We start from the raw sequence: 14,969 nt of genomic DNA on the forward strand, positions 1-14,969 counted from the left end.
GACTGGGCATGGTTAGGTCTAACTTGTTGAAAAGATATGATTTATACCCAGTATAACTATCAAATGCTAAAATAGAATACCCTTTTAGGGAAAATAACTTTTTGTTGTGAAAGGTATTTTTTTAGGTATGTAAACCCAAATAATGTAGTTGTTTATCGATTAAATCAACGTTTATAGGGGCTAAGGTGTAGTAAAAAGAAGAAAAAGGTCCTAAAACTAAGAATCGGACTCTTTTGGGCCGTCCAACTTCTCATCCTCTTTGGATGCATCCTTAAATTCCTTGATTCCGCTACCAAGACCACGCATTAATTCAGGGATTTTTTTCCCACCAAAGAGAAGCAGGACAACCACTACAATCAATACAATTTGCCAAGGGCCAAGCATTCCGAGAAAAATATTAAGAGAAATCATGATATTAAGTTCTAACTAACAAAGTATAAAAGTACTAAAAGAATGGGACATCGTCACTTCAATTAACGAAAATTGGCTCCGTAGATTGTATATGTCTGGAATTCTTTGTGCGGCATTTTAAAAAGCTTAACATGGGAATTAAAATCTAGAACTATCTTTGTCACTATGGCGACCAAAAAAAGAAAGCGGAAAGAGCTTAAACGAAAACTGCTGCATAAGTATCGTTTGGTCATTCTTAACGAGAATACTTTTGAGGAAAAGATTTCTTTTAAGTTGAACCGGATGAACGTTTTTGTCACGGGAACCCTGTTCATAATTGTTTTAATTGGCTTAACAACGCTCATAATAGCTTTTACCCCTCTAAGGGAGTATATTCCTGGATATTCTTCCACAAGACTAAAAAGACAAGCTACCGAGCTGACCTATAAAACGGACTCTTTGGTAACCGTTCTGGATTATACCAATAGGTATTTGGATAATATCCGCATGGTCCTTAAAGGGGACATTGAAAATAACGAGACCAACCGGGATTCGCTATTTGAACGTTTTAAGTTGGACCCTTCTACTGTAGATTTGACTCCAATTCGTGAAGATTTATTGCTGAGGGAAGAAGTAGAACTAGAAGATAAATACAATTTATTTGAACGAAGTGTGGAAAATGTGGAGGTACTTTTGTTTTCCCCTTTAAACGGTACGTTGTCTCAAGGCTTTGACACTCGCCTAAAACATTATGCAGTTGATATCGTCGCACCTAGAGGTACTCCTGTTAAATCTGTGGCCAACGGAACCGTTCTGTTTTCCGAATGGACTTCACAAACGGGTTATGTCATAATTGTCAAACATCAGGATGATTTAACTTCGGTCTATAAACACAATGGTTCATTAAGTAAATCTCAAGGAGATTTGGTAAGAGCTGGAGAGGTAATCGCTGAGGTTGGTAATACAGGGGAATTAACTACCGGTCCTCATCTTCATTTTGAACTTTGGAAGAACGGCAAACCCATAAACCCCTTAAACTATATAGACTTTAAGTAAATGTCCTTAAAAGCTATCGCCGCCAAATGGTTTGCCCGCTTCATTGCTAAAAAGACCAACAGATGGGCAAACGACCCTATAAACACACAGGCCCAAGTTTTTGAAAGTCTTATAGGACGCGCTCAAAAGACGGAATTCGGGCGGGACCATAATTTTAAAAATATCAGAACCCATAAGGACTTTGTAGAAAACGTACCCATTCGGGATTACGAGGAGTTAAAACCTTACGTTGAACAAATAATTGATGGTAAAACGGATGTATTGTGGCCAGGAAAACCCATTTATTTTGCAAAGACCTCAGGAACTACATCGGGGGCAAAGTACATTCCTATCACTAAAGAATCTATAAAACATCAAGTAAATGCATCCAGAAATGCTATTCTAAATTACATTCACGAAACAGGAAATACGGACTTTGTCGATGGAAAAATGATTTTTCTTCAGGGCAGTCCAGTGTTGGAAGAAAAAGGAGGAATCAAACTGGGAAGATTATCCGGAATTTCAGCACACTATGTTCCCGGGTATCTTCAGAAAAACCGCTTGCCTAGTTGGGAAACCAATTGTATTGAAGATTGGGAGACCAAAGTAGACAAGATAGTTGAGGAGACTGTATCCAAAAACATGACGGTTATTGCCGGAATTCCTTCTTGGGTTCAGATGTATTTTGAAAAATTACAAGAGCAAACCGGGAAGAAAGTGGGCGAGTTGTTCAAGAACTTTAACCTCTTTATTTATGGTGGGGTAAACTATGAACCGTACAGGGCAAAATTTGAAAGACTGATTGGAAAAAAGGTGGATAGTATTGAGCTTTTTCCAGCAAGCGAAGGATTTTTTGCGTACCAAAACTCACAGAATGATCCAGGAATGCTTCTTTTACTCAATTCGGGCATATTCTACGAGTTTGTTAAAGCTGATGAATTCTTTTCCCAAGACCGTAAACGTTTAACCCTGACCGAGGTTGAGCTAGGGGTGGATTATGCGATGATTATTTCTACCGATGCTGGACTATGGGCATATAACATTGGGGATACCGTGCGGTTTATTTCTAAAAAGCCCTATAAAATCTTGGTATCCGGAAGAATCAAGCACTTCATATCAGCTTTTGGTGAACATGTTATTGCCAAGGAAGTGGAAGAGGCATTGAAATTGGCTGTTTCCAATTCAGATGCGGTGGTGAATGAATTTACTGTGGCACCACAAACCTCTCCTGAGGAGGGAGAGTTGCCCTATCATGAATGGTTCATAGAGTTTGAAAACGGACCATCTGACCTTGAAAAGTTTTTATCGGATATTGATCAAAGTATGCAAAAACAGAATAGTTACTATTTTGATTTGATAGATGGCAAGATTCTGCAGCCGTTAAAGATTTCACAGATAAAGTTGGGTGGATTTCAGGAGTATATGAAAACCATAGGCAAATTGGGAGGGCAAAACAAAGTTCAACGTTTGGCCAATGATAGAAAGGTCGCAGACGGATTACAACCTTTTAGGGTTTAGGGCTAAAATAAGATGTTGGTTTCTTCGGAATTCGTGTATTTTTGCCAGAAGTTAAGATGGCTACACGAGTAAAACAAACAACCCGGGCGCAGGAATCCACAAATGCCATAGAACGGCTTTACATTACCATGCGCCATTTATTGAATCGCGGGTTTTATAAACCCTCGGGGGTGTCCGGCAATGCATTGCGGAACGCACTTTTAGTGTTAAGACCTGAAATCTATGGTAGCATAGCAGAAGAGAAAGCCGAACTAAATGGTCTCATCTATGTTTTGGAACGTTTGCCGGAGGGCATTGAGGAATGTCGTTTCATTAACCTCACTTCGGATGAGGGCTTCTCAAAATCCCACCTTAAAGCCATAATCCCTCCAAAGCGTAGAAGAAATTGCTATCGTATAGACGATGAGCAAATGAACATTGAAATCACTAGAGGACGGAGTGATATTTATGATATCTTGACCCACCTTACTTTCCTTTTTGTAGAGTCTGGTAAGATATCAGAACGGGTTTTGGTGGAAGATGGCAAAGCTACCATTAGGGATTGGGAAAAACTCGTGGAATTTGTGGAGAAGGAAGAAAAAACGGAATCAGAAAGAGAGGTAGCTTTTATCCATACGGCGAACATCTTAGGAAGGACCTATGAAGAGGTATCTGAGATCCATGGAAAACTGGAGAGTGCAAAAAACAAAGATCGTTTCCTCAATCTGGTATATTGGTTGGGAAAATTGGCAATAGAAGAAGAAACCACTGGAAACAAAAGAACCATCACGTTCAGCCCCTTGCTTCGCGAAAGACTGGGCCATCACATACATGGTGAGCGCTGGGCAGATGCAATCAAAAGTGCGTTGGAGAAACAAAATCTTTTGGATAGGCCCATCCATATTATAAGTGCAAATATGCACAGTGTGATGAATTCCCTCTTTGCTAGAATGGCGTTGTCCAATGAGTTTCCTAATTCCGAGTCACTGGAAATCTATGAAGCCCTTAGCTCTTCGGAGAACAAAGAACTTCAGACAAAAGTTCAGACATGGGCTCAGGAGAACGGGATGATTTTCTTGGATGATAATTCTGGCGCGAACATCGATATACAGATTTTTGATTCGGCAAAATTCGGAAAAGGAGCATGTTGCTACGATTTTGGTGAGGCAATTGAGGAGATTCAGAAACCTGTTATTTTTGTAATGGACTATGCTTTTGGCGAGCAAGCGTATGAAACCATTGACGAGCTTCTAAAGCCACTGACAAATAAAAAAAATAAGCGGTTTCTCAATGTGGATTCAATTTCCATAATGGGAAAGGCAGGAATCTTGGAAGGTGGAAAGGGAGATTTGATGATACCATCGGCACATATTTTTGAAGGGACTGCAGATAATTATCCTTTTAAAAACGAATTAAGTGCGGTAGATTTTGAAGGATATGGATTAAAGGTATTGGAAGGTACTATGGTAACCGTATTGGGAACATCACTTCAGAATAAGGACATACTCAAATTTTTCCATGAATCCACATGGAACGTAATTGGTCTGGAAATGGAAGGGGTACATTATCAAAAAGCAATACAATCCGCATCAAAAATACGCAAGAGCATAAAAAAAGACGTCAAGGTAAGGTATGCCTACTATGCATCAGATAACCCGCTGGAAACAGGTAGTACCCTGGCTTCAGGAGGGCTTGGTACCACAGGGGTAAAGCCCACATACTTGATTACAGATAGGATTTTAAAGCAAATATTCAATTCATAAGATGGAAGAACAACCGGTAAATAAAAACAGCTCAGATGAAATAGATTTAGGTCAAGTGTTTCAGATGATTGGGAATGGTTTCAACAAATTAGGTATAGCCTTCCTAAGATTGTTTTTGTATCTAAAAAAGAGGGCTTTTATTGTTGGAGGGCTAGCTCTTTTAGGTCTATGTATTGGGTACGGTCTAAATCAAATTACAGAGGAAAAGAGCAAGATAGAAGTGTTAGTTAAGCCCATTTTAGATAGTAAGAATTATTTATATGATGTTGTCGCTGAGATTGAGAACAAGATAAGAGCAAAGGATACAATATTCTTTAATGACATAGGAATAAAAGTCGAAGACTTAGGACATTTCAAAATAACAATTGAATCGATTGAGGGTAAAAATAACAAAAAGGAAGACTTAGAATACTTAAAGTTTTTGGAGAAGTTTCAAAACAACACTCAATTTTCAGATGTAATTCGTTCAGAAATTCTTAAAAATAGTTCATTGAACCATAGGATAATTTTCACTTTTAAAAATCCCTCCGAGGGAAAAGTTTTTGCTGTAAAAGTTATGGAATACATTAATTCTTCAGATTTTTTTAGAGACCTTACGGCTATCAATAGGGAGAATGCCATAATACGTTTAAAACAGAATGAACTGCTTATTAAACAAATTGACAGCCTCATCGCAGAATATACCGAAAGTATCGCAGGAGATAAATCCAGCCCTGCAGAAAATAGAATTCTTTTGGATAATGAGAAACCAATGGAAATAACCAGTCTTTTTCAATTTAAAAATAGTTTGATTCAAAATTCAGCCCAAAAAAGAATTGAATTACAAGAACAAGAGGAGCCAATTAACATACTTAACATGGGCAATCCCCAAAGGATTGTTAAACCTTTTTTTGGCAGAAAATTGGTGCTTGTGCCAATTCTTTTTGTTGCCATATTCTTGGTTTGGGAACTAATATTGATATTTGATAAAAAGGCAAGAGCATTGTTGTAGCGGTATCCAGTTATGTCTATATATTCAACTAGGCTTTAATAGAAGCCGCATGACTACAAAATTGAAAATAAAAACCGATAATTTTGCTGATAAAGAGAAATAGTAATAAAACAAACTCCCAATCCTGATGTCACCCAAATCAAAAAAAGTAAAAGAGGTAATCTTTGCTGATAATCGCTCCAAATAAACTAAAGATGTTCATGGGACTTATAGATTGCATCATTCCGTTCATTTTCATTTTTATCTGGCTTAATGCTAATTTTTAGTTCTAAATAGAGAGGTTTTTATACAGGAGGGAAATCAAAAAAGGAATATGTGGTAAAAGTCATCACTTAACGGTTCAATATGATTTTAAAATGATATTAAGTTAATGTAACCACTTGATATCGAGGCAAGGAATTGCATAATTAATTACATTAAATTCATTCAATGAAAATAATAGCAGAGAGCGCATTTAATCACAATGGAAGCGTCGAGTATTTAAAAAAGCTGGCCATGGCAGCTAAAGATGCAAAATCCGATTACTTTACGATGCAACTGATGGATTTTAATTCATTTTGTGTTGAAGATTATTCAAAACACGAGATCTATTTAAACAATACACCGAGCTTTAAAGAATGGGATTCTGTATTTGATTTATGCGAAGAGATTGGTTTGCCGGTTGTTCCATGCGTTCTTGACATTACTTCTCTAAACTATTGTTTAAAAAGGGGGCTTCGGTTTTCTAAAAACACACGAAACTCTTGGAATATTGTAATAAATGAGTAAAGTAGGAATAATTGTCCAAGCTAGAGTAGGGTCTAACCGGCTACCGAAAAAGATATTACTACCTTTTTATGACAACATGTCTATTCTTGAAATTTTACTTCAAAAGCTTGTCAAGCTTAAAAATAAATACCCTATACTCCTGGCCACATCCATCAACTCTGGTGACGATGTGCTCGAGAAATTTGCAACCAAATTTCAAATAGGTTTTTACCGCGGTAGTGAAAATAATGTGCTTGAGAGATTTATTGAAACAGCAAAACAATATGAAATTGATATAATTGTAAGAGTATGTTCGGACAATCCTTTTTTGGACATCAATCATATATCTGAGTTAATAGAAATATTTTACAAAAACAAGTCTTTTGACTATTATAGCTATAAAAATGATGAGGGAATGCCAGTTGTTAGAACACATTTAGGTCTTTTTGCAGAAATAGTTACCCTTAAGGCATTGGAAAAAACAAATAAAAGCTCCGAAGACCTTATATATCAAGAACATGTTACAAACTATATATATTCCAATCCAGAAATATTTAGAATATATCTAAAGGAAGCTTTCCCCGAAGTTTTTAGCAGAAAGGATCTTAGGTTTACAATTGACAATATCGACGACTTTAATAACCTTTCGAAATTATACGGCATGTATAAGAAATTTAATTACAGTATTGTCAAGACGATTGATTTTTTGGATAGAAATCCATCATACCGCACATCCATGATGAACAACATAGCAAAATATAGTAAATGACTTATATAATTGGAGAAATAGGGCAAAATCATAATGGTTCTGTAGATATTGCTAAACTTATTATTGATGTAGTTAGTCGACCTGTGCATGATAAACTTTTTGGAAAAGAGTTAAAAACAATGGACGCGATTAAATTGACAAAAAGGGATTTAAATCAGGAGCTATCAGCATCACAAATGAACAGATTATATGATTCTCCACATTCTTTTGGGAAAACGTATGGGGAACATAGGTCTTTTCTCGAACTTGACGATAGTCAGCATTTTGAAATATACAAATATGCAAAATCAAAAGGGTTGGATTTTGTAGAAACACTATGCGCCATAGGATGTTTAAGCCTTTTAAAGTTGTTCACTCCGGATAAGTTAAAAGTAGCCTCTCGAGACCTAACTAATTTACCTTTGCTGTCCGCGATGGCCGAAACCAAAATACCAATAATACTATCAACTGGAATGGCAGGGGAGAAAGAACTTAACCAAGCTTTGGACACTATTCAAAAGTATCACTCAAACATATCCATACTGCACTGTGTTTCGGAATATCCGACTAAATATGAAAACGTCAATTTGAACACTATTACCTATTTAAAGAAAAACTATCCGGAATATGTCATTGGCTATTCTGATCATACTGTAGGGATTGCTACACCAATTGCAGCGGTGTCTATGGGTGCTGAAATAATAGAAAAGCATATTACTTTGGATAGACAAATGAAAGGTACTGATCAAGCTGGCTCATTGGCCATTGATGGAATTTATAGAATGATGCGGGATATTAGAAATTTAGAGCTTTCATTTGGAGAAGAAAAGATTTTTATCGAAAACGCCGTCAAAATGGCAAGAGAAAAGCTAGAAAGATCCATAGCAACACTCAAACCTTTACAAGCAGGTCATGTTATTACCGAAAATGACATTCATCTTTTGAGTCCAGGAGATGGATTCAAATGGAGTGAGAAGGATTTGATACTCGGCAAAAAAGCAATCAAGGACCTTCCAAAAGATGAAATTATCTATCCGGAAAACTTAATTGATTAACGCATGCTTCCTAAATTGATTCTTACTGATATTGATGGAGTTTGGACAGATGGGGGTATGTACTATGATGAAAAAGGAAATGAATTTAAAAAATTCAACACCTATGATAGTGCGGGAGTGCTTTTCTGCAAAATGCTTGGCATTCCTTGCGGCATAGTTACCGGAGAAAACACAAATTCCGTTAAAAGGCGTGGGGCTAAGTTAAAAATGGAATATGTCTTTTTAGGAGTAAAAGATAAAGTTAAACTTATAGAGAATTTGCTCGATGAATTAAAAATTCAGTGGTGTGATATCGCTTATTTAGGAGATGACATTAATGATTATGCTGTTCTATTGAAAGCCGGGTTAAGTGCCTGTCCTTCTAGCGCTCCAGAATACATTAAGGTCGTAGCTGGTTGGAAACTTTCAAAAAAAGGTGGAGAAGGTGTATTTAGAGAGTTTGTTGAGAGGATTTTACAAGAGAATGATATTTCAATTAAAGAATTAGTTGAAAACAAAGCAATGATAAATAAAAAAAACATTCAATAATATTTTTGTAAAAAACTAGTAAAGACCTTACCATTTAAGAAAATATCACTTTTGTAAATAACTCTAATGAAATTATTGTGTGATGTAACTTGAAGCCATCCTCTAGGTTTTAGAACCATTTGATAAATACGTCTTTGCAAGTATAATTAAAAGAACTACTTATGAGTAAATGTCCAATATGCACTTCGAAGAAAATACTTCCGTTGATTAAATTAAATGGATATGATGTTCTTAGATGCAAAGATTGCTACTTAACCTTTGTTGAACCGTTACCTTCAAATAGCGAATTAGAAACATTTTATCAAGGCTTCATGTTTCAAAAACCAGAGGACTATGAGATTCGAAGAAAGATTAAAGACAAGAAAAAAGAATTAATAAAGCTCTTTCAACTTGAAGGAGATGAAAAAAGCCTATCAGAAAAAAAGTTTTTGGACTTTGGAGCGGGCACAGGAATAGCCTATAAAGCAGCCAAAGAGCTGGGTATGGAGTGTTTTTATCAAGATTTGGATAATGAAGCCAAAAAATTCACGATTGAAAATTTTGGGTTGCAGTCGACGCATATAATTGATAACATTGATGATTTCGATGAAAAATTTGACTTTATTTTTTCCGATAATGTTATAGAACACGTAAAAGACCCAAAAGCTTTTCTTGAAAAGCTTTTGAAAAAATTAAATAAGGGAGGTGTATTAATTATTAAGACCCCTCATTCAGCGAATACCGAGACTTATTTTAATCCGATGATTTCGGTAGTAAAATATTTTTTCCTGTCCCTTAAGTATAACTCTTTTGGAAAAACGGTAAGAGGATTTTTTTTAAGATTTTGGCATTGTGACCCCCCACGACATCTCTACTCGTTTTCTAAGGACAGCTTTGATTGTTTAGTTGAGAATTCTGAAGACAAGGAAATTAATCATCGAATTGAATATTATCGTTCAGCCTGGTTCAGCAATACGATTACCAAACGTTTTTTTACGAGGGATAAAAAGGCATCTTTAGTAAAATCCATACTTGTAAGAATAGTCGTTTGGCCTGTTATTTTTGTGGAAGTAATTCTCCAAATATTGCAAAAGTTATTATTGTCTTTACAGGTTCTATCTCCAGGGGGTATTATCTTAAAAGTATACAAATAGAAGACCCTTAAGAGAATTAAAGTCTGAAACGTATTTCTTTGAAATGAAGCCTAAATGAATAAAACGATAGGTCAAGTCGGCGAAATATGGAACGATATCTTACAAATTTGGTTTGGGGGATATCTTGACTTGGTTTCGGGGCAAAGAAGAGATCAAATATCCCCCCAATCCCATTTAAAAAAGATAAAAATTATCCTCAAAGATTTCTTTGGTAGCATTATCAGACTATTTATTGTAAAAAGAATTCCTAAGGATAAGGTCTGGTTTTTTAGTATATCTTCCAATAATTATAATGCTTTAAGTTCAATTCAAAAGAATGTAAGCGATTCTATTTTTGTGTCCAGGTACTCAATTAAGGAAGGACCAAACTATGAGACTTGCTTTTGCGATTACAGATTTAGGTTTTTTTATCTCCTATTTTTTCCACTTAATTTCTTTGTTTACTTTTTTTCATATAGGTCCAAAGCTGTTTCTTATTATGATTTACTCTTTAAAACATGCGGTTATTATTCAGAAAGTCTTAGAATATTAAAAAAATACCGCCCAAGAGCTATTGTGTTTACAAATGACCATGAAATTGCACCTAGAGCTTTGTTGTTAGCAGCTAAAAAACTGAATATAACCAGTTATTATGTTCAGCACGCATCAGTATCCAAGTATTTTCCTCCATTAAAATTTGACTACGCGTTATTGGAGGGCCAAGATGCCAAAAACAAATACTTGGCAATAGGTAAGACAAATACCAAAATTAGTCTTATTGGAATGCCAAAATTAGATAAATATGTACAATGGATGAACACTAAAAGCAAAATTGAATCCATTGGTATTGCATACAATGCTATGGATAATATCAATCTGGTAAAAGAGCTCATAAATCAACTAACAGGAACTTTTCCAGATTTAAAATTTGTAATTAGACCCCACCCTTCAGACAAGCGAACATTGAAAATCCAAAAGGTACATCTTTCAAATTCTAGGGTGGAAAACTCTTTTGAGTTCTTGAATAGAATTGATGCACTAATAGCTTCAGACTCCTCTATACATTTAGAAGCAGTACTGTTGAATGTGTTTTCAATGAGTTATAATTTCAATGATAATAGATTTCTTGATTACTACGGGTTTGTTCAGAACAATTTGATTAATCATTATAGTGGCAAGACAAATTTAATCAAGAAGATTAATTCACTAAGAAGCAACAAGCCTCATGTTCAAAATAAGGCAAAATACTATAATGCAGCAATAGAAAGTGATTTTTATGGAAGTTCTTCCTCCAAAGCAGCTGATATCATTATAAAAACACTCAATTTCTAATGGGGAAGAAAAGCTTATTAAGGAATTCCGCGATTTATAGTACAATAATGCTACTACAAAAAGGAATTAACTTCTTTCTTATTCCAATTTTAACCATTTACCTGACCCCATTTGACTATGGTATTGTAGCTGTTGTCATGGCTATAAATACTTTTCTCAACGTTTTCTACCTACTTGCTTTAAATGGAAGCTTAAATCGCTTTTATTATGAGTTCAAGGAGGACGAGGGTTTGGTGAAAAGGTTTTTCGGAACTATAGTCACTTTTGTCCTTTTCAATAGTTTTATAGTTTCGGCAATAATTTTTCTAGGGCGCAGATGGCTACTTGAACCTTTTTTAGTTGATGTTGAATTCTTTCCCTATATGTTTTTGGGCTTAATATCTGTAATCTTCAATCCGTGCTATTTGATTTATCAAAACTCTCTACAAGCTAGGCAAGAAGGAGTTCGCTACGGAAAAAATAACATAGCATTTTTTGTTTTTAATATGGTGTTACTCTTGGTTGGGGTAATTGTTTTTGATTTGGGAGCGAAAGGTGTACTTGGGGCATTGGCCATTACTAACATTGTATTTTTTGTATACACCTTATTTAGTTTTAAGAAGGATTTGATATTTGGAATTGATAAAAAGATTCTTCGAAAAGCAATTAAATATTCATTTCCAGTGATTCCGCATACACTCGCCGGAGTAGCTACCTCTCTGATTGATCGCTTGTTAATCAACAAGATTCTTAGTACCTCATTAGCCGGGATTTATAGTATTGGCAATAATTTTGGAGCTGTTGTTTTTTTGCTTGCATCGGGCATAAATCAAGCATTTGTTCCATGGTTTAATCAAAAAATAAAAGAGAATTCCACAGAGAGAATCCCTGAGATTTCAAGGTTTTTGATTGTAATATATTGTCTTATTGCTTTGGGGCTCTCTTTCTTTGGAAGGGAAATCATACTATTGATTACACCCAAAGCGTATCATAAATCCTGGATTGTAATACCGTTTATTTCTTTTGCTTACGTATACCATGGAGTTTATTACTTTTTTGCTAGTTCTTTGTTTTATGATATACAGGGAAGAGGGAACAGAATCATACCGGTTGCAACCATCTTATCGGCTTTACTAAATATTCTGTTAAACTTGGTTTTTATCCCGTTATATGACATTTTGGGAGCTGCCTTGGCTACATTTTTAAGTAAATTGTTCTTAACAATATTCCTTAGTTTCGTGCACAATAAATATTTAAATGTCGGTTATCCGATAAGATATATGTTACTGGCGCCCCTAGGCTTTTTTACAATCTCTTTGCTTAGTTATTCATGGGAATTTAGTTTGCCCTTCTTGTTGTTTAAGGCTCTCATTTTTATTCTTGTATTGTCAGTTAGTTATTCCGTTTTCAAATCGGACATTAGGAAGTATTTAACGGAAATAAAATTATTCAATTGAGGATTCTAATATTTAATACTTTATATACCCCTTATAGAATAGGAGGGGCTGAAATCTCAGTCCAAGATTTGGCGGAAAACCTGTCAAAAAAAAATATTGTTGTTGGTGTGGTTACGTTGGGAGAAAATCAAGAAAAAAAAATCATTAATGGAATCTCTATATGGCGTTTGAAATTGCAAAATATCTTTTGGCCTTTTGAAGAAAAGGAATTGACTGCTCTCCAAAAATTGATTTGGCACATAAGGGATGTCAATAATAGAAGCTATAAAAGAACTATAAGCCAGATATTCGAAGAATTTAAACCAGATATAGTCCATACAAACAATTTAGCAGGCTTTTCAGTAAACATTTGGAGTATTGCGGCGTTGAAAAAAATAAAAGTAGTTCATACTCTTAGGGATTATTACCTCCAATGCCCTAGAACAACTAAATTTAAAGGAAAAAGCTTATGTACTAAAAAGTGTATAGAGTGTAATCTTCTATCGTTAACAAAGAAGAAAAAATCTCAAAAAGTTCACTGTGTAATTGGAATTAGCAGTTTTATTTTAACAAATCACATTTCTAACGGATATTTTTTAAATTCTAAGAGAAAGGTTATTTCTAATGGGTTCAAGATTCCAATTGAGATGAACAAAAATTTTAAACTAGATAATCTCGAAGAAATCCAGTTTGGATTTATTGGTCAGATTAACCCTTCGAAAGGGCTTGAACTTTTAATAGAAAGTCTTTCATTGGTTAAAAGCGAATTTAATTGGGTTTTACATGTTGCAGGAAAAATAGATAAGACCTATCAAGAAAAACTAACTTCAAAACTTTTAAAAGGAAAAGTTTTTTTTCATGGATATGTAGATCCAGCATACTTTTTTAAAAAGATAGACACCCTAGTGGTACCCTCTATATGGGAAGAACCATTCGGCAGAGTAGTCCTTGAAGGGTTGATTTATAAAAAACCGATTCTTGGGAGCAACAGAGGAGGGATACCAGAAATACTTGGAGAGAAAAATAGGGCTTTCATATTTGAACCAGAAAAAAGGGAGCTATCACAATTATTAGCTAAAGTAATTGAGTTCCCAAGAATTTTAGAGGAGTTTAGTTTTGATAAAAAGGATTTAGATAAATTCTCTTTAGAAACCTCAACTAAAAGTTATATAAATACTTTTCACGAAGTCTTAAATGACTAACGATGAAATATAACCTGACCAAATTACTTTTTTTTGGCATTTTAGTCCAAGTTGTTGCCACTCAGGGAATCATAACTTTCAATTTGTTTGAATTTTTTGGCAATTGGGAGTTAAAATCTGCTTTGCATCCGATCGGAGTCTTAATTGTGTTAACCTATTATGGTTTAAAATTTGTCAATGGAGCTGTCTTCAAGTATTCTATGATTGACATCCTAGTTTTGTTCTATTTTGTTATTTGCACTTTTATTTTGGTATACAACGTTACGGATACTTCCGGGTTTTTGTTTGCTTTTAGAGAGGTACTTTTAATTTATATACTTGTTTTTTTACTTGAACAAACGAGTATTCCAATCCATTTGTGGAGAAAAATACTTAAACTCCTATACATACTGGTTTTGTTGAATTTACTGTTTGTTTTCTTGACATATATTTTGGGACCTGCGGATTATATGAAACTGTTGACGGGCAGATTTGTTTGGCCAATTGATATGGAGTACAAGTTTAAAATTAGCAACTATTATATCTTTTGGAGGAGTCCAGGCCTTATTGGGGAAACCGCGGCTGTTGGGCATTTTGGCCTTCTTTGCTACTTCTTGTTCGAAGAAGATGAAGTATATAGAAAAAAGAAGGTTTTTGCTTTTTTACTGATATTGGTGGCCTTTGTAAGGAGTGTCTACCTTATTTTTCTTTTTTATTATCTGTTTCAATTCTTTCTTAAGAAGAAGAATCTTTTTAAATTAAATATAATATTGCCATACTTAGTTGGATTAGTTATTCTGGTTGCCATTCCACTATATTTTTTTAAATTTTTATCGTTGTATTCAATTGTTGCTAGGGTGAATCATTGGGTAAACGATTTGGAAGTGGAATTCAATTTGCTTTTTGGGGGTGCAATCGGAAATGTGGGTGGAGCTGCAAGAGGGGTTGGATTTGTTTCTACATTGGATAGCTATTGGCTTCTAATGCTCGTTTCAACCGGTTTAATAGGAATTGCGCTGATTGTCCTTTTCCTAATCGAAAAGGCCAACAATAATCAAAGGCTAAAGATTATACTTATTTCTTTTCTTATAGGAGCCTTTTTTATTACTATTACCCAAAGTATTCCTTTTCTTGTCCTCTTTCCTTTATTATTTCTTAAAAAAGAACTTTAGAAG

Annotated in this window: 14 protein-coding genes; 13 read left to right on the top strand and 1 reads right to left on the bottom strand. The window is 34.9% G+C overall.

The features are described 5' to 3' along the window. Positions 1-216: 216 nt before the first annotated feature. Positions 217-411, bottom strand: a complete 195-nt coding sequence (gene tatA, locus CLV81_RS04520) for a twin-arginine translocase TatA/TatE family subunit (protein WP_106143854.1) — start codon at positions 409-411, stop codon at positions 217-219. A gap of 165 nt (positions 412-576) precedes the next feature. Between tatA and CLV81_RS04525 the strand changes: the two genes are divergently transcribed. The 13 genes from CLV81_RS04525 to CLV81_RS04585 all read left to right on the top strand — a co-directional run bounded on the left by CLV81_RS04525 (position 577) and on the right by CLV81_RS04585 (position 14,966). Beyond that, positions 577-1,446, top strand: coding sequence for a M23 family metallopeptidase (locus CLV81_RS04525; RefSeq protein WP_106143855.1), 870 nt, complete (start codon positions 577-579; stop codon positions 1,444-1,446). After that, on the top strand, positions 1,447-2,943 hold the full coding sequence (locus CLV81_RS04530; protein ID WP_106143856.1) for a GH3 auxin-responsive promoter family protein: 1,497 nt from the start codon (positions 1,447-1,449) through the stop codon (positions 2,941-2,943). 56 nt (positions 2,944-2,999) lie between these two features. Next, positions 3,000-4,685: a DUF6909 family protein gene (locus CLV81_RS04535; RefSeq protein WP_106143857.1), complete on the top strand. Its 1,686-nt coding sequence runs from the start codon at positions 3,000-3,002 to the stop codon at positions 4,683-4,685. A 1-nt stretch (position 4,686) separates the two neighbouring features. Next, the gene (locus CLV81_RS04540) at positions 4,687-5,676 is read left to right on the top strand and encodes a hypothetical protein (protein ID WP_106143858.1); all 990 of its coding nucleotides are present in this window, start codon (positions 4,687-4,689) and stop codon (positions 5,674-5,676) included. 429 nt (positions 5,677-6,105) lie between these two features. After that, on the top strand, positions 6,106-6,444 hold the full coding sequence (locus tag CLV81_RS04545) for a hypothetical protein (RefSeq protein WP_106143859.1): 339 nt from the start codon (positions 6,106-6,108) through the stop codon (positions 6,442-6,444). Beyond that, complete coding sequence (locus CLV81_RS04550) at positions 6,437-7,192, top strand: cytidylyltransferase domain-containing protein (protein WP_106143860.1); 756 nt, start codon at positions 6,437-6,439, stop codon at positions 7,190-7,192. The genes CLV81_RS04545 and CLV81_RS04550 overlap by 8 nt, the downstream gene beginning before the upstream one ends. After that, a complete protein-coding gene (locus CLV81_RS04555) occupies positions 7,189-8,226 on the top strand; it encodes an N-acetylneuraminate synthase family protein (protein WP_106143861.1) in 1,038 nt (345 codons plus the stop codon). Before CLV81_RS04550 ends, CLV81_RS04555 begins: the two co-directional genes overlap by 4 nt. 3 nt (positions 8,227-8,229) lie before the next feature. Then, positions 8,230-8,754, top strand: a complete 525-nt coding sequence (locus tag CLV81_RS04560; protein ID WP_106143862.1) for a KdsC family phosphatase — start codon at positions 8,230-8,232, stop codon at positions 8,752-8,754. Positions 8,755-9,065: 311 nt separating this feature from the next. Continuing rightward, positions 9,066-9,887 carry a class I SAM-dependent methyltransferase gene (locus tag CLV81_RS04565; RefSeq protein ID WP_158259071.1) on the top strand — a complete coding sequence of 274 codons (822 nt, stop codon included), beginning with the start codon at positions 9,066-9,068 and terminating at the stop codon, positions 9,885-9,887. A 555-nt stretch (positions 9,888-10,442) separates the two neighbouring features. After that, positions 10,443-11,198, top strand: a complete 756-nt coding sequence (locus CLV81_RS20435) for a glycosyltransferase family protein (RefSeq protein WP_146129825.1) — start codon at positions 10,443-10,445, stop codon at positions 11,196-11,198. Next, positions 11,198-12,634: a lipopolysaccharide biosynthesis protein gene (locus tag CLV81_RS04575; RefSeq protein ID WP_106143865.1), complete on the top strand. Its 1,437-nt coding sequence runs from the start codon at positions 11,198-11,200 to the stop codon at positions 12,632-12,634. The genes CLV81_RS20435 and CLV81_RS04575 overlap by 1 nt, the downstream gene beginning before the upstream one ends. Beyond that, the gene (locus tag CLV81_RS04580; protein ID WP_106143866.1) at positions 12,631-13,815 is read left to right on the top strand and encodes a glycosyltransferase family 4 protein; all 1,185 of its coding nucleotides are present in this window, start codon (positions 12,631-12,633) and stop codon (positions 13,813-13,815) included. Before CLV81_RS04575 ends, CLV81_RS04580 begins: the two co-directional genes overlap by 4 nt. Positions 13,816-13,817: 2 nt before the next feature. Further along, positions 13,818-14,966, top strand: a complete 1,149-nt coding sequence (locus CLV81_RS04585; protein WP_106143867.1) for a hypothetical protein — start codon at positions 13,818-13,820, stop codon at positions 14,964-14,966. Positions 14,967-14,969: the final 3 nt, after the last annotated feature.

It is taken from the genome of Flagellimonas meridianipacifica (genome assembly GCF_003001695.1).
In the GTDB taxonomy this organism is placed as follows: Bacteria; Bacteroidota; Bacteroidia; order Flavobacteriales; family Flavobacteriaceae; genus Flagellimonas; species Flagellimonas meridianipacifica.